Annotated in this window: 17 protein-coding genes; 4 read left to right on the top strand and 13 right to left on the bottom strand. The window is 71.8% G+C overall.

Annotated elements, in window-relative coordinates; translation table 11 throughout:
• Nucleotides 1-22: 22 nt before the first annotated feature.
• The 5 genes from ACOBQB_RS32795 to ACOBQB_RS32775 form a co-directional block, all read right to left on the bottom strand.
• Complete coding sequence (locus ACOBQB_RS32795; protein WP_423598915.1) at nt 23-982, bottom strand: ABC transporter substrate-binding protein; 960 nt, start codon at nt 980-982, stop codon at nt 23-25.
• A gap of 22 nt (nt 983-1,004) precedes the next feature.
• Nucleotides 1,005-2,978 carry an ABC transporter permease gene (locus tag ACOBQB_RS32790; RefSeq protein ID WP_423596904.1) on the bottom strand — a complete coding sequence of 658 codons (1,974 nt, stop codon included), beginning with the start codon at nt 2,976-2,978 and terminating at the stop codon, nt 1,005-1,007.
• Nucleotides 2,978-4,093, bottom strand: coding sequence for a quaternary amine ABC transporter ATP-binding protein (locus ACOBQB_RS32785; RefSeq protein WP_423596902.1), 1,116 nt, complete (start codon nt 4,091-4,093; stop codon nt 2,978-2,980). The genes ACOBQB_RS32790 and ACOBQB_RS32785 overlap by 1 nt, the downstream gene beginning before the upstream one ends.
• Complete coding sequence (locus ACOBQB_RS32780) at nt 4,090-5,646, bottom strand: GMC family oxidoreductase (RefSeq protein WP_423596900.1); 1,557 nt, start codon at nt 5,644-5,646, stop codon at nt 4,090-4,092. Before ACOBQB_RS32780 ends, ACOBQB_RS32785 begins: the two co-directional genes overlap by 4 nt.
• A gap of 64 nt (nt 5,647-5,710) precedes the next feature.
• The gene (locus ACOBQB_RS32775; protein ID WP_423596898.1) at nt 5,711-7,240 is read right to left on the bottom strand and encodes an aldehyde dehydrogenase family protein; all 1,530 of its coding nucleotides are present in this window, start codon (nt 7,238-7,240) and stop codon (nt 5,711-5,713) included.
• 180 nt (nt 7,241-7,420) lie between these two features.
• On the opposite strand from ACOBQB_RS32775, the gene ACOBQB_RS32770 reads away from it, so the two are divergent.
• A complete protein-coding gene (locus ACOBQB_RS32770; RefSeq protein WP_423596896.1) occupies nt 7,421-8,275 on the top strand; it encodes a hypothetical protein in 855 nt (284 codons plus the stop codon).
• Between the two features lies 1 nt (nt 8,276).
• On the opposite strand, the gene ACOBQB_RS32765 is transcribed toward ACOBQB_RS32770, so the two are convergent.
• The 3 genes from ACOBQB_RS32765 to ACOBQB_RS32755 all read right to left on the bottom strand — a co-directional run bounded on the left by ACOBQB_RS32765 (nt 8,277) and on the right by ACOBQB_RS32755 (nt 10,192).
• Nucleotides 8,277-8,840, bottom strand: coding sequence for a hypothetical protein (locus ACOBQB_RS32765; protein WP_423596894.1), 564 nt, complete (start codon nt 8,838-8,840; stop codon nt 8,277-8,279).
• Nucleotides 8,840-9,085 (bottom strand): helix-turn-helix transcriptional regulator, encoded by a 246-nt coding sequence (locus ACOBQB_RS32760; protein ID WP_423596892.1) that lies wholly within the window; start codon nt 9,083-9,085, stop codon nt 8,840-8,842. Before ACOBQB_RS32760 ends, ACOBQB_RS32765 begins: the two co-directional genes overlap by 1 nt.
• A 75-nt stretch (nt 9,086-9,160) precedes the next feature.
• Complete coding sequence (locus tag ACOBQB_RS32755; RefSeq protein WP_423596890.1) at nt 9,161-10,192, bottom strand: LysR family transcriptional regulator; 1,032 nt, start codon at nt 10,190-10,192, stop codon at nt 9,161-9,163.
• A 111-nt stretch (nt 10,193-10,303) separates the two neighbouring features.
• Between ACOBQB_RS32755 and ACOBQB_RS32750 the strand changes: the two genes are divergently transcribed.
• Nucleotides 10,304-11,407, top strand: coding sequence for an alpha/beta hydrolase family protein (locus ACOBQB_RS32750; RefSeq protein WP_423596888.1), 1,104 nt, complete (start codon nt 10,304-10,306; stop codon nt 11,405-11,407).
• Here the strand turns inward: ACOBQB_RS32750 and ACOBQB_RS32745 are convergent.
• Complete coding sequence (locus ACOBQB_RS32745) at nt 11,400-12,326, bottom strand: LysR family transcriptional regulator (protein ID WP_423596886.1); 927 nt, start codon at nt 12,324-12,326, stop codon at nt 11,400-11,402. The genes ACOBQB_RS32750 and ACOBQB_RS32745 overlap by 8 nt on opposite strands.
• Here ACOBQB_RS32745 and ACOBQB_RS32740 point away from each other — a divergent pair.
• Nucleotides 12,307-13,908: an MFS transporter gene (locus ACOBQB_RS32740; protein WP_423596884.1), complete on the top strand. Its 1,602-nt coding sequence runs from the start codon at nt 12,307-12,309 to the stop codon at nt 13,906-13,908. The genes ACOBQB_RS32745 and ACOBQB_RS32740 overlap by 20 nt on opposite strands.
• 72 nt (nt 13,909-13,980) lie before the next feature.
• On the opposite strand, the gene ACOBQB_RS32735 is transcribed toward ACOBQB_RS32740, so the two are convergent.
• Nucleotides 13,981-14,970 (bottom strand): malate dehydrogenase, encoded by a 990-nt coding sequence (locus ACOBQB_RS32735; RefSeq protein WP_423596882.1) that lies wholly within the window; start codon nt 14,968-14,970, stop codon nt 13,981-13,983.
• A gap of 619 nt (nt 14,971-15,589) precedes the next feature.
• Nucleotides 15,590-16,723: a DUF2690 domain-containing protein gene (locus ACOBQB_RS32730; protein WP_423596880.1), complete on the bottom strand. Its 1,134-nt coding sequence runs from the start codon at nt 16,721-16,723 to the stop codon at nt 15,590-15,592.
• Nucleotides 16,724-17,196: 473 nt separating this feature from the next.
• On the opposite strand from ACOBQB_RS32730, the gene ACOBQB_RS32725 reads away from it, so the two are divergent.
• Nucleotides 17,197-17,556: a hypothetical protein gene (locus ACOBQB_RS32725; protein ID WP_423596878.1), complete on the top strand. Its 360-nt coding sequence runs from the start codon at nt 17,197-17,199 to the stop codon at nt 17,554-17,556.
• On the opposite strand, the gene ACOBQB_RS32720 is transcribed toward ACOBQB_RS32725, so the two are convergent.
• Nucleotides 17,557-18,255, bottom strand: a complete 699-nt coding sequence (locus tag ACOBQB_RS32720) for a response regulator (protein ID WP_423596876.1) — start codon at nt 18,253-18,255, stop codon at nt 17,557-17,559. It abuts the gene before it with no gap.
• The gene (locus ACOBQB_RS32715; protein ID WP_423596874.1) at nt 18,252-19,439 is read right to left on the bottom strand and encodes a sensor histidine kinase; all 1,188 of its coding nucleotides are present in this window, start codon (nt 19,437-19,439) and stop codon (nt 18,252-18,254) included. The genes ACOBQB_RS32720 and ACOBQB_RS32715 overlap by 4 nt, the downstream gene beginning before the upstream one ends.
• Nucleotides 19,440-19,669: the final 230 nt, after the last annotated feature.

The following is a 19,669-nucleotide window of genomic DNA, read 5'->3' as shown; positions in this document are numbered from 1 at the left end:
GGGGACGGGCCTACGTGGACGTCTATTCAGGAATCCACGCCCGCCACTTCGCCTCGTTCTTCTCGACCCACTTCTTCGCCGCCGCGTCCGGCGACATCTTCTGGTCCGCGATCATCAGGGAGACCTCGTTCTGGTCCTCCTCCGACCACTTGAAGTTCTTCAGGAACTTCGCGGCGTCGCCGCCCTTCTTGGCGAAGTCCGCGTTGAAGTACTTCTGGAGCGGCGTGTGCGGATACGCGCACTTGATCTTGGCGGGGTCGGCGTCGCAGCCCTCCTTGTACTCGGGCAGCTTCACCTCCGTCATCGGCACCTTCTCGAACAGCCACTGCGGCTTGTACCAGTACGTCAGGAACGGCTTCCGCTGCTTGGCGAACTGCTCGATCTGGGTGATCTGCGCCGCCTCGGAGCCCGCGAAGACGACCTCGTAGTCCAGGCCGAGGTTCTTGACGAGGGCCTTGTCGTTCGTCACGTACGACGGGGAGCCGTCCATGAGCTGGCCCTTGTCGCCGCTCTCGGAGGTGCGGAACCGGTCGGCGTACTTGTTGAGGTTCTTCCAGTCGGTGACGTCCGGGTGCTTCTTGGCGAAGTACGTGGGGACGTACCAGCCGATGTGGCCCGTCACGCCGATGTCGCCGCCGGGGACGATCGTCTTCTTGTCCTTGACGTAGCGCTGTTCCTGCTCGGGGTGGCCCCAGTCCTCCATGATCGCGTCGACGCGGCCCTGGCTGAGGGCGTCCCAGGCGGGCACCTCGTCGATCTGGACCTTGTCGACGCGGTAGCCCAGCTCGTTCTTGAGCAGGTACTCGGCGACGGCGACGTCCGCCTGCGCGCCGACCCAGGACTGGACCGAGAGGGTCACCGTCTTGGCCCCGGCGGCGTTCGCGTACGGCGACGCCTGCTTGGTCATGTCGGCGGCGCCGCAGCCGGAGAGCGCGAGCAGCGCCGCGCCCGCCGTGACGGCGCTCAGGACACGCGTACGCATCACATGTGTACGGACCCGCATGTCACGCTCCCTTCTTCACACGGCGCTCGGTGGGCTGCGTCACCCGGTCGAGCATCAGGCCGAGGCAGACGATCGCGGCACCGGCCACCAGGCCGGTCGCCAGGTCGCCCTGGGCGATGCCGAACACCACGTCGTAGCCGAGCGCGCCACCGCCGACCAGGCCGCCGATGACGACGACGGCCAGGACCAGGACGACGCCCTGGTTGAGGGCGAGCAGGAGTGCCGGGCGGGCCAGCGGCAGCTGGACCTTGCGCAGCTGCTGCCAGCTGGTGGCGCCCAGCGAGCGCGAGGACTCCATCGCGGCGCCGTCGACCTGGCTCAGGCCCTGCGTGGTGATGCGGACGACGGCGGGCAGCGCGTAGACGACGGCCGCGGCGACCGCGGGGGCGCGGCCGATGCCGAAGAGGGCGACGACCGGGATCAGGTAGACGAACTGCGGCATCGTCTGGAAGACGTCGAGCACCGGGCGGAGCATGCGTTCGAACCGCTGACTGCGGGAGGCGAGGACGCCGATCGCGAAGCCGAGGACCAGCGTCACGGCGACACCGGCGAGGACCTGCGAGAGCGTGTCGAGGGACTTGTTCCAGACGCCGAGCACGCCGATCGCGGCCATCGCGGCGACGGCGGTGAGCGCCGTCTGCCAGGTGCCGATCAACCAGGCGAGCGCGGCGACGATGAGCAGCACGGACCACCACGGCAGGCCTTGGAGCCCGTCGCGGACGGGGTTGAGAATCCAGGTGGTGAAGTGGGCCGCCCAGTCCGCGGTGCCGCCGACGACGGGCACGTCGGTGTACAGGTGGTCGACCATCCAGTCCTTGGCGGTGTTGACCGACGGGGCGATGTTGACGACCCAGCCGGTCGGCCAGTCCACGCGGTCCGCGAAGCGGGCGGCGAGCGCGGCGACGACCGTCACGGCGGCCACCAGCGACCAGCCGCGCCAGCCGCGCAGCGGCGACGCGTCGGCCTCGGCGGTCTGCGTGCCCATGCGCTCACCGGCGGCTCCGGTCACCCGGTCCAGGACCACGGCGAGCAGCACGATCGGGATGCCGGCGGCGAGCGCCTGGCCGACGTCGACGGTGGAGAGCGCCTGGTAGACGCGGTCACCGAGGCCGCCCGCACCGATCACGGAGGCGATGACGGCCATGGAGAGCGCCATCATGATCGTCTGGTTGACGCCGAGCAGGAGTTCCTTGAGGGCCAGCGGCAGACGCGCGGAGAACAGCCGCTGGCGCGCGGTCGCGCCGAGCGAGCTGACCGCCTCCATGACGCCGCTGTCGGCGCCCCGCAGGCCGAGCGCGGTGAGCCGGGCCATGGGCGGCGCCGCGTACACGACGGTCGCGAGGACGGCCGCCGGGACGCCCATGCCGAAGACGAGGGCGAACGGCAGCAGGTACGCGTACGCGGGCAGCACCTGCATGGTGTCGAGGACCGGCCGCAGGATGCGGAAGACGCGGTCGCTGAGTCCGCCCGCGAGGCCGAGGAGCAGGCCGACCACGACCGAGGCGAGGACCGCCACGATCATCAGGGCGAGGGTCTGCATGGTCGGCACCCACATGCCGAGCAGCCCGCACACGGCGAATGACACCGACGCCATGACGGCCAGTCTGACGCCCGCGACGCGCCAGGCGATGAGCCCGGCGGCGACGGTCACGCCGGCCCAGCCGGCGCCGAGCAGCAGCAGGTAGACACCGCGCACGGAGAGCACGATGGCGTTGCTGATGTACCCGAAGAAGTAGGTGAACAGCGGGTGGCTGTCGCGGTTGTCGATGATCCAGTCGGTGGTCCTGCCGAGCGGCTCGGTCAGGTCGACGGTCAGCGCGTCGGGCCAGGCGCCGGAGGCCCACCTGGCGTTGAGGACCGGCACGATCACGGCCGCGGCGACGGCGAGGAGCAGGACCTTGCCGACGGCACGGTGGCGGAGCAGGGCGCCGATGCCCGTGTCCCTGACGGGCCCGGAGGCGGTGGCGGTGGCCATCAGGCGACCACCTCGCCCTGGCCGGGGACGTTTGGCGCCGGGGCGGCGGTGGTACCCGCGACCACGGCGAGCAGACCGGCGTGGTCCACCACGCCGAGGCAGCGCGCGCCGTCCATGACGCGCACCGGGGCGCCGGTGCGGGCGACGGCCTCGATGGCCTCGGTGACCTTGGCGTCGGGGGCGAGGGCGGCGCCCGTGGTCTCCTCGGCGGCCTCGGCTGGGCGCATGGCGCTGCGTACGCTGATCACGTCGGCGCGCGCCACGTCGCGCACGAAGTCGCGGACGTAGTCGTCGGCCGGGGAGCCGACGATCTCCTCGGGCGTGCCGAGCTGGACGACGCGGCCGTCGCGCATCAGGGCGATGCGGTCGCCGAGCTTGAGGGCCTCGCTGAGGTCGTGGGTGATGAAGACCATCGTGCGGCCCTCTTCACGGTGCAGGCGGACGACCTCCTCCTGCATGTCGCGGCGGATCAGCGGGTCGAGGGCGCTGAACGGCTCGTCGAACAGGAGGACTTCGGGGTCGACGGCGAGGGCGCGGGCCAGGCCCACGCGCTGCTGCTGGCCGCCGGAGAGCTGGCCGGGCTTGCGCTGTTCGAGCCCTTCGAGGCCGACCTTCGCGACGACTTCGAGGGCCTTGGCGCGCCGCTCGGCCTTGCCGACGCCCTGGATCTCCAGGCCGTACGCGACGTTGTCGAGGACCGAGCGGTGCGGCAGCAGGCCGAAGTGCTGGAAGACCATGGCGGCGCGGTGGCGGCGCAGTTCGCGCAGGCGGGCCTTGTCCATGGCGAGGACGTCCTCGCCGTCGATGGACAGCTCGCCGGAGGTGGGCTCGATGAGCCGGGTCAGGCAGCGTACGAGGGTGGACTTGCCGGAGCCCGACAGGCCCATGACGACGAAGACCTCGCCCTTGTTGACCTCGAAGGACACATCGCGCACGGCGGCGGTGCAGCCGGTCCGCTCACGCAGCTCGGCGGGGCTCAGGCCGTGCAGCTCCGTGTCGCCGGGTATCCGCTCGGCCTTGGGGCCGAAGACCTTCCAGAGGTTCTTGACGGCGAAGACGGGACCCTCGGCGGGCGCCTTCTCCGTGTCCGCGATCACCGCGGTGGCCTCGCTCATCGGCCGTCACCACCCAGCATCTCGGCACATTTCTCCCCGACCATGAGCACTCCGATCATCGGGTTCACGGCGGGCATCGTCGGGAAGACGGATGCGTCCGCGATACGGATTCTTGCCAGGCCCCGGATCTTCAGCTCCGGGTCCACCACGGCGAGTTCATCACCGGAAGCACCCATTCGGCAGGTGCCGGCGGGGTGGTAGACGGTGTGCGCGGCCTTGCGCACCAGTTCGCTGATCTCGGCGTCGTCGGTGACGTCGGGGCCGGGGAAGACCTCGCGCTTGAGCCACTTCTTGAACGGCTCGGCCTGCGCGACCTTGCGCGCCAGCTTGATGCCGTCGACAAGGGTCTGCCCGTCGTAGTCGACCCCGTTCTCGTCGTACTCGAAGTACTTGAAGTCGAGGGCGGGCTTGACCTCGGGGTCCGCCGACGTCAGGTAGAGGCGGCCGCGGGCGCGGGACTTGGGGATGTTCGGCGTCATGGACACGCCGTGCTCCGGGCGCTCGTACCCGAGCCGCTCCGGGTTGTCCGTGAACGGGATCTGGTAGAAGTGGAACATCAGGTCCGGGCCCTTGTGGTCCGGGTCCCGCTTCACGAACAGACCGGCGTCGGAGTCCATCGCGGAGTTGCCGGGGATCGGCCCGTTGGTCTCCCAGACGATGACCGACTCCGGGTGGTCGATGAGGTTCTCGCCGACGCCCGGCAGGTCGTGCACGACCGGGATGCCGAGGGCTTCGAGGTCCTTCTTCGGGCCGATGCCGGAGTGCATGAGCAGGCGCGGGGTGTCGACGGCGCCGGCGCAGACCAGCACCTCGCGGCGGGCGGTGAGCAGCGCCTCCTCGCCGTCCTTCATCCGCACGTGGACGCCGCGCGCGGTCTTGCCGTCCAGCTCCAGCCTGGTCGCCCAGGTCTCCAGGAACAGGTGGAGGTTCGGGCGGTCACCGGCCTCCATGTGGGGGTGGAGGTAGGCGACCGAGGCGGAGGAGCGCTTGTTGTTCTCCGGGTGGTACGCGAGGTCGAAGAAGCCGACGCCCTCGTCGAAGGGCTTGTCGTTGAAGCCGACGACCTCGGGCACGCCGAGAGCGGTCTTGGTCGCCTCGACCCAGTCGGTGGCGATCTGGTTCTGGTCCTTCTTGGCGACGCGCACGATGTTGTTGCGCAGCTTGCCGAAGTAGGGGTCCATGGCCTTGGCGTTCCAGCCGGTGGCCCCGGCCTCCTCCCACTCGTCCCAGTCGGACGGCAGCGGCTTGAAGGAGATCAGGGTGTTGTGCGAGGAGCAGCCGCCCAGCACCTTGGCACGGCTGTGCAGGATGTGGGAGTTACCCCGTGGCTGTTCCGTGGTCGTGTAGCCGTAGTCGAGCTCGCCGCCGAGCAGGCCGAGCCAGCGGCGGAGCGTGAGGACGTCCTCACGGTCGAGGTCGCTCGGGCCGCCCTCGATGACGGCGACGGTGACGTCCGGGTTCTCGGTGAGGCGGGAGGCGATCACCGATCCTGCGGTGCCGCCGCCGACGATGACGTAGTCGAACTCGGTGGCGGGCTGGGGGGTTTCGGCCATGGGGTGGCTACTCCTCTTCCTGCGAGGTCGTGCAAGGTGCTTGCGCGTAATGGGGTGGGTGGCCTCAGCCCGCGAACCAGCGGACGGGGCGCGGCGCCAGGTTCTGGTAGATGTGCTTGGACTCGCGGTACTCGGCGAGTCCGGCGGGGCCGAGCTCGCGCCCGACGCCGCTCTTGCCGAAGCCGCCCCACTCCGCCTGCGGCAGGTAGGGGTGGAAGTCGTTGATCCAGATGGTGCCGTGGCGCATCCGGCGGGCCATGCGGCGGCCGCGGCCCGGGTCGGCGGTCCACACGGCGCCCGCGAGGCCGTACTCGGTGTCGTTGGCGAGCGCGACGGCCTCGTCCTCGGTACGGAATGTCTCAACAGTGAGAACCGGCCCGAAGACCTCTTCCCGTACGACCTTCATCTCGCGGTGGCACTGGTCGAGCACGGTCGGCTCGTAGAAGTAGCCGGTGGCGGGCCGGACATCGCTCGGCTCGGGGCGCTTGCCGCCGCAGCGGAGCACGGCGCCCTCCTCCAGCGCGGAGGCGACGTACATCTCGGTCTTCTCGCGCTGCTGCTGGGAGACGAGGGGGCCGCACTCGACGCCGTCCTCGGTGCCGCGCCCGAGCTTGATCTGCTGAGCCCTGCGGGCGAGTTCGGCGACGAAGCGCTCGCGGACGGACTCCTCGACGATGAGGCGGCCACCGGCGGAGCAGACCTGCCCGCTGTGGATGAAGGCGGCGTTGAGCGCCTGGTCGACGGCGGTGTCGAAGCCCTCTTCGGTGGCGCAGGCGTCGGCGAAGACGACGTTGGGGTTCTTCCCGCCGAGCTCCAGGGCGACCTTCTTCACGCCGAGCGCGGCGGCCTGGGCGACCTTGGTGCCGGAGGCGAGGCCGCCGGTGAAGGAGACCAGGTCGACGTCGGGGTGGTCGGCGAGGCGGGCGCCGACGGTGTGGCCGGGGCCGGTCACGAGGTTGGCGACACCGGCGGGCAGCCCGGCCTCGACGAGCAGCTCGACGAGCGCGACCGTCGTCAGCGGGGTGATCTCGCTGGGCTTGATGACGAAGGTGTTGCCGGCGGCGAGCGCCGGGGCGATCTTCCAGCTGGCCTGAAGGAGCGGGTAGTTCCAGGGCGTGATCATCGAGCAGACGCCGACGGGCTCGTGCACGACGACGCTGTGGATGTCGTCGCTGCCCGCGTCGACGACGCGCCCGGCGCCCTCTCCGATGACGAGGTCGGCGAAGTAGCGGAAGGCGTCGGCGACGCAGTCCACGTCGACGCGCCCCTCTTCGAGGGTCTTGCCCGCGTCGCGGCTCTCCAGGAGGCCGATCTCCTCCCGGTCGCGTACGAGGAGGTCGGCGACCTTGCGCAGGAGGGCGGCACGCTCGGCGACGGGCGTGGCGGGCCACGGCCCCTCGTCGAAGGCCTTGCGCGCGGCGGCTATGGCCGCGTCGGCGTCCTCGGTCCCGCCCTCGGCGATCAGCGCGAACGGCTTGGCATCCGCCGGGTCGAGGATCTCGCGAGTGGCGCCGGAGGCGGCGCTCAGCCACTCTCCGCCCACATGGATGGTCTGTTGTGCGGACACGTCCCGTTCGCCTTCCGTTCCTGTCATATGCCCCGCCTGTCACTCACGGCAGCCGGGGGCACCTGCCCGGGCGCGGGCAAAGCATGCGCTCCGGTGGCTGAAAGTGCGCTGTGTCACTGCGCGGGTGGGCACTCGGTACGAAACGTACGGTCGGCGCACGGTCGATGCACGGCCGGTACACGTTCTGTCACCGGAGGTGGGTACGCGATGAGTCGAATGTCCCGTAAGCGCGTCTGGAGCGGTGCGGTGTGCTGCGCGGTCGCCCTGCTGGCCGCACCCGCGTGTTCGTCGAACGGCGGCGACGGTGATGGCGGCGACGGCGACAAGGCCGGAGGCGGGAGCGGCAACGGCGTCGCGGACATGAGCGCCCGGAAGATCTCCGACAAGGCGAAGCAGGAGTTGCTGGACGCGAAGTCGGTGCACCTCTCGATGAAACGGACGGGCGGGGACAGCGCGGCGAAGGGCGCCGGCCGCGAGGCGGACTCGGACGACCCGACGTCCCTCGAACTGACCCTCGACCGCGACGGCAACTGCGCCGGCACCATGAAGGAGGCCGGCGGCGCCTCCCTGGAGCTGGTCAAGCGCGGCGACAAGGTGTGGATGAAGCCGGACGCGACCTTCTGGAGGACCCAGGTCCCCGGCGGCGACGGCAAGGCCGCCGCCGAGCTCTTCAAGGGCCGCTACATCCACGGCACGACCGGGGACGCGATGCTCAAGGACGTCGCCGAAGTCTGTGACCTCACGGAATTCCAGCGGGAGATCCAGGATGCCGACGCCGCCGAGGACGCCGACGACACGAAGTCGCTGAAGAAGGGCGATCCCACGACGGTCGACGGCATCGACGTCATCCCGTTGACCGAGACGGAGGACGGCAAGAAGAACACGATGTACATCGCCACCGAGGGCAAGCCGTACCTGGTCAAGTCGGTGGAGCGGGACGACGGCGACGAGCGGACGACGACGGGCTTCACCGACTACGGCGACCCGGTGCCCGCCGGGACACCGTCGCCGAAGGAGTCGGTGGACGTGGCGAAACTGAAGGAACGCCTGCGGAAGGCGTGACTCAGGCGGCTCCGGTGGGCCCCCAGGCCTCGACGACGGCGTCATCGTCGTCGTCGAGGTCCGGTTCGTCACGTGCCGTGAGGCCCGCCACCCAGAGCGGCATCAGCCAGTGCACGACGAAGACGCTGAAGAGGGCGGGGAAGACGAGGCCCTTGATCTGCGGACCGGCGACCGCGGCGCCGCCCGCGCCGATGGTCGCCGCGAGCAGCACCCACAGCATGGCGCGGTGAGCGAGGGCCGCCACCCGGATCCTCTCGGCGCGCTGACGCTCGTCCAGCGCACGCACCCGCAGTTCGAGCAGGCCGCGCGTCGAACTGTTGATGACGCCGGTCGCGAAGCACCACGGCAGCAGCAGACCGAGCATGGTCCACGTGGCCCAGCGCTGATCGCCGACGACGGCGCACAGCCAGGCCACGACACTCACGGCGGTCAGGACGATGTGCACGACGACCCAGGTGCGCCTGCGGGCAGCCGTGGCGTGGAACGGCGCCGCCTCCCGCCGGTTCATCAGCCGGTACATCCGCCGGTCGTAGTTCGTCAGAGGGCGGTGGTCGCTGGTCGTCATCACTGGTTCCTCCCGTAAACCTGATCCGTGAGCGGGCGAAACGGTTCGAGGGAGAACAGGGCCTCGACCGGCAGCTCGAAGAACTTCGCGATCTTCAGCGCGAGGTCGAGGCTCGGGTTGTACTGCCCCCGTTCGATATAGCCGATGGTCTGGTAGTGGGCTCCCACTGCCTCGGCCAGGCTCTGACGCGACACCTTCCGCTCGGCGCGCACCATCGCCAATCTGTTGTGCACTTGCTCGCTCATGTATAAGAAGTACTACATTCATGAGCAGGTCAGCAAGAGCGGTCGACGCCGGACACCTTCAGACGTCGGACGCCTTCAGGAGGGAAGCCAGTCCCGGGACGCGTCGCACTCCAACCAGCGATGCTTCTCGGCCAACTCCGCGCATACGGACAGGAGTTCTGCCAGCGGCTCCGGCTCCCGGTCCTTCGGCCAGACAAGTGACCAGGCGTAAAGGGGAGTCGGGTCCGTCAGCGGGACGACGCGGACGCCCGGCACGGCGGGCAGCGGCAGATCCGCCGGGAGCAGCGTGAAGTGGGTGGGTGTCGCGGCGAGGCGGGCCAGGAGCGGGGACAGGCCGAGGTTCGGGCCGCCGGCACGGTGCTCGACGCCGAAGCGGTCGGCGAAGCGCGTGAGGAAGTCCAGGCGGGCCGCGTCCGCCGGGTAGCGCAGGACGCTGTCCCGCAGGTCGGCCGGGCGCAGCGCGGGGGCGGCGGCGAGCGGGTGCGCGTCGCTCAGGAGCACGTCGACCGGTTCAAGGCGGACCGGGCGGTGGGCCAGATCCGGGGCATCTTCGCAGGCGGAGGCGGGGAGACGTCCGAAGCCCGCGTCCGCGTCCCCGCGCCGCAGCGCCTGAACCACGGAGGCGAGATCGCGGGCCGCGCCGGGCTCCACGACGAGGGCCCCGGCTCCCGTGGCGCTCGCCTCGATGACCGCCGCGAGGGTACGCATCGGCTCGTACAGATGCCCCCACGTATCGATCCGCAAGGGGCGGCGCGTGGCCGTCCTCGCCGCGTCGACCGCCGCGCGGCCCGCGGTCAGGGCCCGCCGGGCCGGTTCGAGGAAGCGGTGCCCCTCGGCGGTGAGGGTGACGCCGCGGCCGGTACGGGTGAAGAGGCGTACGCCCAGGGTGGTTTCGAGGCGGGCCACCCGCTTGGAGAGGGCCTGTTGGCTGAGGCCCAGCCGCCGCGCCGCCCGCCCGAAGTGCGGCCCACCGCTCTCGGCCGCCGCCTCGACGAAGGCGCGGACCTGGGCGAGGTCGAGGTCGAGGTCCTGGCCCTGGCCCTGGCCCTGGCCCTGGCCCTGGCCCTGGCCCTGGCCCTGGTCAGGATCTTCCGGCGCTGCTTCCATGGGCCGCAGCGTAGTGGGACAGAGCATGCCACCTGCGCTGACAACCAATAGATGTCGATCTGCCGGAACGGCTGTTGGACCTCCCTGGGCCGCCCGCGATGTGCTGTCCCGATGACCGACCCCCAGCAAGGCAACGCCCCCGCCGGCCACCTTCTCACCACCCCCGGCCTCCTCTGCGACTTCATCGCGCAGAACCGCTCCCGGGCCTTCGGGGCCGGGCTCGACCCCTTCGCGTACGAGCGGGTCACCGGCACCCTGCGCGATCTGCTGGAGTGGCCCGCCGCCTTCCGCGCCGAGGGACAGCGGCTGGTGGCCGCCGCCGAGGCGTACGCGGGAGACGGCGCCGGTGTCTCCGCGGGCGAGACCTTCCGGGCCGCCGCCCGCTGGTTCCACTACGCGGTGCTGCTCCCTCACCCCGACCGCGCCCTGGCCGCACGGGCCGCCGCCGAGGCCGACGCGGCGATGGGGCGCGCCTTGGCACTGCTCGACCCCGGGCACATACGGGTCGAGGAGGAGTCGTACGCCGGGTGGCTGCGCACAGCGGACGGCGGGGATGGCAGGGACGGTGGGGACGGCGGCCGCAGCCCGTCCTCGCTGGTGATCGTCGTCCCGGGGCTCGACTCGTCCAAAGAGGAGTTCCACGACGTGACCGAGGCGCTGCTGCGGCGCGGCACCGCCGTCTTCACGATGGACGGCCCCGGCCAGGGCGTGCGCGCCGCCACGACCGTCTTCGAGGCGGACTACCAGCGGGTTCTGTCACGCGTGGTCGACGCCTTGGAGGAGCGGCTCGGCCCCGTGCCGGTGGGCGTGCTCGGGCTCAGCCTCGGCGGGTACTTCGCGGCGACGGGCGCCGCGCACGAGCCCCGCGTCCGCGCGGCGGCCACGGTCAGCGGCCCCTACCGCCTCACGGGATGGGACGACACGGTGCCGTTCGTCCGCGCGACACTCGCCCAGCGGGCCGGATCGCCGGACGCGGCACGGGAGTTCGTACGCCGCGTCGACCTGCGCGGCACCGCGGCCCGCATCGCCTGCCCGCTGCTCGTGGTCGACGGCGGCGAGGACGTCATCCCGGGCGTCGTGAACGGCGCGCCGCTCGCCGCCGAGGCCCCGCGCGGCGCGTACCTCCTCGTCCCGCACGGCGACCACCTCCTCGGCAACGCCCGCGCCGACTGGCTCCCGCGCACGGCCGACTGGCTCACCGCCCGCCTCAGGTGAGCAGCTCCCGCGCGCATCCCCGCAGCCACGCGTGCGCCGGGTCCGCGTCGTGCCGGGGGTGCCAGGCCATGCCGAGCGGGAGCGGCGGCAGGTCGAGGGGGATCTCGAAGGTGACGAGGCCCAGCGTGTCCGTCAGGGGGCGGGCCCACGACGTGACCAGGCCGACCAGGTCCGTGCGCAGCAGCATGAAGGCGGACGCGGCGAACGTCCCCACGCTGCCCACCACCCTTCTGCTCAGGCCGTGTTCGGCGAGTGCGGCGTCCAGCGGCCCGGCCAGCCGCCCCCTGCGCGAGACGGTCACATGGTCGGCCCCGGCGAAGCGACGTACCGTCAACTCGCCCTCCAGCAACGGATGCCCAGGTCGTACGACACCCAGCATCCGGTCGTCACGGAAGTGCTCCACGCGCACCTCGGGCGCGGTCGCACCGATCACGCCCAGTTCCAGGTCGGCGGTGCCCTGCCGCAGCAGAGGCGCGTCCTCGTGGCTCTCGCCGAGGAAGCGGAGCCGGACGCCCGGTGCCTCCCGCGCGGCGCGGGCGAAGAGCGCGGGGCCGTAGGCGGCGGCGAGCGCGTCGTTGCTGAGGATCGTCAGGGTGCGGGAGACCGTGCGCAGGTCGACCGCGCCGGGCCCGGCGAAGAGCGCGCGGGCCCGCTCCACCACGGCGCCGACCTCGGCCTGGACGGCCAGCGCGTGCGGCGTCGGCACCATCCGCCGCCCGGCCCGTACGAGGACGGGGTCGCCGAGGGCCTTGCGGATGCGGCCGAGCGTGCGGCTCATCGCGGGCTCCGAGAGGTGCAGGCGGCGGGCCGCGCCGGACACGCTCTGCTCGTCGAGGAGGACGTCGAGGGCGAGGAGCAGATTGAGGTCGAGCCCCGCTCCGCCCGGACCGGGTCCGCCGATGGATTGCGTCACACGCATTCATTCCTTGCGAAAGTTGCACTGGAAAGCAGGTAGGTGCCGAGCCTACGGTGGCGGCACATCCCACGTCACGACGCTCCCAGGAGGAGCCTTGCCTTCGCCTGCCCGCACCACGCCCCGGCCGCCCGCACCCACACCCGAACCCACTCCAGCACCCACTCTGCGGCGCCCGGCCCTGCTCACCCTCTGCGCCTGCGTCCTCGTCGCGCAGGGCATGGTCGCCGCCGTCAACCTCCTCGTCCCCCAGCTGACTTCGTCCGCCCTGCACCCGTCGTCCACCGAACTGCTGTGGACGGTCGACGCGTACGTCATCGTCTTCGCCGGGCTCCTCATCCCGGCGGGCGCGCTCGGCGACCGGTACGGCCGCAAGGGCGCGCTGCTCTGCGGGCTCGGGCTGTTCGCGGCCGGGGCCACGCTCAGCGCGCTCGCCGCCACCCCGGCGGTGCTGATCGCCGGGCGCGGTGTGTCCGGCGCGGGGGCCGCGCTGGTCCTGCCCGCGACGCTGTCGATCCTGCTGCGCGTCACCCCGCCCGAGCACCGCCCGCGCGCCCTCGCCGCCTGGACGCTCGCCGCCGGACTCGGCGGCCTCGCCGGCAACGTCGGCGGCGGACTCGCCGGCCAGTATCTGTCCTGGCGCGCCCTGTTCTGGGCGGTGGTGCCGCTCGCCGCCCTGCTCGCCCTGGCGGCGGCCCGCACCACACCGCGCACGGACAAGGACGCCGCGGCACCCTCGCCGGACCCCGTGGGCACACTCCTGCTGACCGGCGGGCTCTTCGCCCTCCTCTTCGGCATCATCGAGAGCCCGCTGTACGGCTGGGCGTCCGCCCGCGTCCTGGCCGCCTTCACGGTGGGCGCCGCCCTCGTCGCCCTGTTCGCGGTCCATGCCGTGCGCTCGCGCGCCCCGCTCTTCGACCCCCGGGTCTTCCGCTCCCGTCAACTGCGCGCGGCGACGCTCGGCACGGCCGTGTGCTTCTTCGGGCTCTTCTCGCTCTTCTACGTCAACTCGCAGTACCTGCAGTACGTGAAGGGGTACGGCGCCGCCCGCGCGGGCCTCGCCATCGTTCCCCTCACGGTCGGCATGGCCCTGGTCCCGCGCCTCTCGGCCCGCTGGTCGGACCGGCCCCGGCCCGTGGTGGGCGGCGGGCTGCTCCTGATCGGCCTCGGTCTGCTCGGCACGTCCACCGCGGGGGCGTCGACCCCCTACGCGGTGTACGCCTGCTGGCTGCTGGTCATCTCGGCGGGCACCGGACTGTGCATGCCCGCGCTGACGCTCAGCGTCGTCAGCTCGCTCCCGGCGCGCCAGGCGGGGCTCGGCTCCGGTCTCAGCACCTCGGCCCGTGAGGTCGGCGCCGCGCTCGGCGTGGCCGTCACCGGAACGACGCTCGCCGCGCACACCTCGGGCGGCTTCGCGGACGGCATGGCGGCGGCGCTGCGCGTGGTGGCGCTGGTAGTGGTCGCCGCGGCGGCGGTGGTGACGGCGGGGTACGGCAAGCCCGGGTCAGGCGCGGGACAGAAGTCGCAGGGCGGGCAGAACCACTCCGGCGCGGTGGTCGATGGGTCCCCCGATCCCGCGAACCGGTGATCGCCCGACAACGCGACCGCCCCCGGCGGCCGGTGAACGGCTGCCGGGGGCGGAGCACCCCGCGGGGTGTCGTCAGATGAGGCCGAGACCGCGCACGGCCTCGCGCTCCTCGGTGAGCTCCTTGACGGACGCGTCGATGCGCGCACGCGAGAACTCGTTGATCTCCAGGCCCTGGACGATCGAGTACGCGCCGTCCTTGACCGTCACGGGGAAGGAGGAGATGAGCCCCTCCGGAACGCCGTACGAACCGTCGGACGGGATGCCCATGGAGGTCCAGTCGCCCTCGGCCGTGCCGTTGACCCAGGTGTGGACGTGGTCGATGGCGGCGTTGGCGGCGGAGGCGGCCGACGAGGCGCCACGGGCCTCGATGATGGCGGCGCCGCGCTTGGCGACGGTCGGGATGAACTCGTCGGCGAGCCAGGCCTGGTCGTTCACGACCTCCGCGGCGTTCTTGCCGGCGATCTCCGCGTGGAAGATGTCGGGGTACTGCGTGGCGGAGTGGTTGCCCCAGATGGTGAGCCGCTTGATGTCGGAGACCGACGAGCCGGTCTTCTTCGCGAGCTGCGACAGGGCGCGGTTGTGGTCGAGCCGGGTCATCGCGGTGAAGCGCTCGGCCGGTACGTCCGGGGCGGCGGCCTGCGCGATGAGCGCGTTGGTGTTGGCCGGGTTGCCGACGACGAGCACCTTGATGTCGTCGGCGGCGTGGTCGTTGATGGCCTTGCCCTGCGGCTTGAAGATGCCGCCGTTGGCCTCCAGGAGGTCACCGCGCTCCATGCCCTTGGTGCGGGGGCGGGCGCCGACGAGCAGCGCGACGTTGGCGCCGTCGAAGGCGACGTTCGGGTCGTCGCTGATCTCGATGCCCTTGAGCAGCGGGAAGGCGCAGTCGTCGAGCTCCATGGCGGTGCCCTCGGCGGCCTTCAGCGCCGGCGTGATCTCAAGAAGGCGCAGGTTGACCGGCACGTCAGCGCCGAGCAGGTGGCCGGAGGCGATGCGGAAGAGCAGCGCGTAGCCGATCTGGCCGGCCGCGCCGGTGACGGTGACATTCACGGGAGTGCGGGTCATGGCGATCTCCGTAAGACAGCTGGCGGTGGGGGTCCCTGATCCTCGTACAGATGTTTCGGATCCCCTATTTCCTGGATCCCCGCCGACGCCTCGTCGAGTCCTCGATCGCCTCTCGATGATCGATCTCTTGGCATCAAGAGAGATCCGCCGTCAGGCTATCGCGCCCCGTCCACCCCTGACCCCCGGGCCGGTGTGGCCCCGCCCACAGCGTCACCCCAAGGGGCGGCCGCCACCTCGGGGGAGGGAGCGTGGCGGCCGCCGTGGGGGTGTCGACCACTCCCGTGGGGGTACGGTGCGTCTGCCCCGGCACCTCGTTCCCATGCGCGAGCCCCCCAACTTTCTCCCCCACCGAACGAGCCGCCCACGCACAAAGGGGACGACCCGCCCACCCGCAGAGGCCCACGCACCCCGGAGGGAACACCCCACCCACCCGCACGCGCGTACGCACCGAAGGGGCCGCGGGGGTATGTGCGCGCGGAGCACAGTGGTGGTGCTCCTCGGGCCGATGAGCACCCGGGGTCCAGGGCCAAGATGGCGAGCACGTACATACCCCCGCGGCCCCGCCCCCGAAAGACGACCCACGGCGACGACGGCACCCAAGGCACCGCCCCGGCGTCGCCTACTCCGTGCAGCCGGTCTCCCCGGAGGCCAACACCGCGCAGGCCTTGGCCTTGCCCCCCGCCTTGACCGCCACCATCGGCGTATACGCGTCGAAGTCCTCGTCCACCGTGCCGTTCTGCTCGGCGGACGCACCCCGGCCCGACCCCGTGATCGTGACCTCGTCCCCGGGCGACGCCCGGGTGATCCGCGCCCACGCCGCCCCGCACGTCTTGCTGTACCGCACCTCGATCAGCGTGCGGCCCACCGTGGCCCGTGAGGCCGTCTTCGCCAACTCCCCGCCGCAGCCCATGTTCTCGGGGTCCTTGCCCGCGCAGTCCGCCCCCCGGCACTCCACCCCGTCCGGCAGCTTCGCCTCACCCGTACCGCTCGGCGTCACAGACGACTCGGCCGCGTCGCCACCGCTCTTGCCGTCGTCCCCGAACCCGGGGAGGAAGACGGCGACCGCGATGACGACGAGCGCACCGACCACGCCCGCGAGGAACATCGCCACCTTCCGCCGCCGCTGCCCGTCGGGCGAGCCCTCGGCCCGCACGGGCCCGGCGGCCGAACCCTCGAAGGGCGACGCGGAGGCATCACCGTACGAAGAGGACGAGACCTGCGGCGGCACGGTGGGCGACACTCCCGCCGGCCCGGCGACTCCGGTCAGCCCCCCGAAACCCGCGGAGCCGTTGCGCGCGGGCCGCCCGGCCTTCTTGCCACCCCCCGCGCCCGAACCGGAACCAGAACCAGGACGCGCACCCGCACCCGCACCAGAACTCGCACCCCCACCCCCACCCCCGGACGCATCACCGCCCAACTCCCCCAACGCCGCCCGCGCCTGGGAGATCCGTATCGCCTGCATGGTCATGTCGTGCCGCATCTCGGAACGGCTCCAGGCCCGCTCCGCGAGCTCCCACAGGGTGATGAGATGCACCGGCTGCGTGCCCGTGACCTCGGCCAGCGCGACGACCGCGCCCTTCGGCGCGAGCAGCCGCCCGTTCAGATAGCGCTCCCACGACGTCTTGCTGTAACCGGTCCGGTCCGAGACCGCCGCGACGCTCAGACCGCTGTGGTCGACGAGCGCGCGCAGCCGGTCGGCGAACTCCCGTACTTCTGGGTCGAGTTCATCCGGTAGCGCCTTCCATCGAGGCATTGCTCCCCCTCTTCCCCCGAGTGCGTACCTGTCCTCAGGGATGCGCAGAGCCAGGATGGCAGTTCCCGCCGCGCGGGCGCATGGGTTCGTTATGGGCCACTGGTTCGCACACACATCGGATCAAGGTCGTTGCACACCGAGAACACCGTTGCGGAATGGTCACCTCCGTGCCACAGGGACCAGGCATCCCTTGAACGAGATTGGCGCGTCCATGACTCTGGATCTCAAGCGGAACGCACCGCTTACATCGGGAGATTCCAGCAGGAAACACACCTCCCCGAACGGCGGCGCCCGTCCTCCCACGGGGGAGAGGACGGGCGCCGTCTCCCTTCGCGCCACCCCTGAGCCGCCGGTGTACCCGAAAGGACGTACTCCGGCCGAGTGGGTGGCACCGCACCCGAGAGCGTCGGCACAGTCGTGAGGCGGCACCCGCAGCAGCGGACCGCGCCTCCTCACGAAGGGAACCCGGACCCATGCACTACGGCAAACGCCTGGCCGGCGGCCTCATCACCGCGGCCGCCCTCCTCGGCACCGCCTTCGCCACCTCCCCCGCGGCCACGGCGGCCCCCACCGCGTCGGCCACGACCACGGCCGCGATCACTACCACGGCCACGGCCGCCCACGCGATCCGCGGGACGGCCCCGGCCTGCGTCAAGCGGGACGTCATCAAGCACCGCAAGTACGTGAAGGTGACCAACCTCTGCGGCCGGGCCATGCACCTGAAGGTCGTCATCGACTGGGGCCCCGACTCGCGGTGCCTCACCTACCAGCACAGGGAGCAGTGGGAGTGGCACTGGGGCCGCGGCTCCTACGGCAAGGTCGTCACCTGCTGATCAGCCGCCCGCCCCGCCCGTACGGGGCGTGACGAGCCCCGTCTCGTACGCCACCACGACCGCCTGCGCCCGGCTGTCCAGGTCGAGCTTGCTCATCGTGCGGTTGAGGTGCGTCTTGACGGTGGCCTCGCTGATGTAGAGCCGCTCGGCGATGTCCGCGTTGGTCAGGCCGCGCGCGATCAGCTTCAGGACCTCGACCTCCCGCAGGGTCAGGGCCGCGAGATCCGGCGGCGGCGGGCACTCGTCGCCGCCGGGCCCCGCGGTCTGCCGCGAGAACGCCTCGACGAGCCGCCGCGTCACGCTCGGCGCGAAGAGCGCGTCACCGCCGCCGACCGCGGCCACCGCGGCCAGCAGCCGTTCGGGGCCGGAGTCCTTGAGCAGGAACCCGGAGGCGCCCGCGCGCAGCGCCCCGTACACGTACTCGTCGAGGTCGAAGGTGGTCAGGACCAGGACGCGCGGCGCCGGTTCGGCCGCCTGGGCGAGGATCTTCGCGGTGGCCGTGATGCCGTTCATGCCGGGCATCCGGATGTCCATGAGGACGACGTCGGGCCGGGTCCGCCTGGCGAGTTCGACGGCCTCGTCGCCGTCGCCCGCCTCGCCGACGACCTCGATGCCGGGCGCGGCGCGCAGCAGGCCGACCAGCCCCGCGCGGATGAGGAACTGGTCGTCGACCACAAGTACCCTGATGGAGCCGGTCATCCGGTCATTCCGCCCCCGTTGCTCCCGGCGTCACCCTGAGCCGCGGCCTGCGCCGAGGTCGGCAGGGTGAGCCGTACGGCGAATCCCCCCTCGCTCAGCGGGCCGATGCTGATCGTCCCGCCGTAGAGCTTGGCCCGCTCCCGCATCCCAATCAAGCCGTGTCCGCTGCCGGTTCGCATTCTGTCCTGAATCACCCCCTTCCCGTCGTCGATGACCGAGACCTCTATGTGCCGTGCGCGGTAAGCGAGTTCGACGGTCGCGCCCGCTCCGCGCGCGTGCTTCATCACGTTGGTCAGCGCCTCCTGCACCACCCGGTACGCGCACAGTTCGACACCGGGGGCCACCGGCCGCGGGGTCCCGGTGACGCGCAGGGTGACGGGGACGCCGCCGGCGCGGACCCGCTCGACCATGTCGTCCAGGCGGGCGAGCCCCGGCATCGGCGCCTCGGGCGCCGCGTCGCCGCCGCCCGGCTCGCCGCCCTCGGCGCGCAGCACCCGCAGCATGCGGCGCAGCTCTTCGAGGGCCTCGCCGCTGGTCCCCGAGATGGTGCCGAGCGCGGCGCGCGCCGTGGCCGGGTCCGAGCCGAAGACGAACGTGGCGAGGCCCGCCTGCACGGATATCACCGACATGTGATGGGCGACCACGTCGTGCAGTTCGCGGGCGATGCGGCCCCGCTCCTCGGCGACCTCGCGGCGAGCCCGCTCGTCCTGCTCCAGCTTCAGCTGCCGGGCCAGTTCGGCGGTGCGGCGGGCCGCGTACCCGAAGCGCCAGATCACCAGCGGGAATCCGATGGCCTGGGCGGCGACGGCCCCCATGTTCGAGCCGGCGGTCACCACACCGGCGTAGATCCACACCGAGCCCATCAGCGCCGCGCAAGGCAGGGACACACGGGCAGGCCGCAGGGAGGCGACCGTGTAGACGGTGAGCATGGGCGCGAAGGTGTTGAGGACGGGCCAGTAGCCCGCCCTGACGTACACGATCCACACCACGAGGACGAAGAGGAGCACGGCGACCGGCGCCTTGCCGCGCAGCACCGCCGGAGCGTTGGCCAGTACCACCAACGCGTACCCGCTGGCATCGAGTTCGGGCCAGCCCTGCCGTACGGACTCCTGGCCGAGCAGCACGGCCACCGTGGTCAGGGCGACCGCGATGAGCGCGTCGACGACGAGGGGGCGGATCCGCATCGCCGCAGCGTAACCCCGGTGCGGGCGGTGGAACGTCAACCATGCGCGGTACCGCGGAAGTTGCAGGAACCGCGCGGCTACGGCGTGGGGTGCAGCCGAATGTCAACCGAGTGCGGGACGACGTCCACCCGGCGGCTCCGTAACTTCTTGTTCAGCACCAACGGCACCGGCCAACCGCCGGCGCCACCACTTCGGACCGCGGGCCGTCGGGGGACCCAACGGGGGACCCG

The sequence above is a fragment of the Streptomyces sp. G5(2025) genome (assembly GCF_049542075.1).
GTDB lineage: Bacteria > Actinomycetota > Actinomycetes > Streptomycetales > Streptomycetaceae > Streptomyces.
This window is presented reverse-complemented; position numbering and strand designations above follow the sequence as displayed.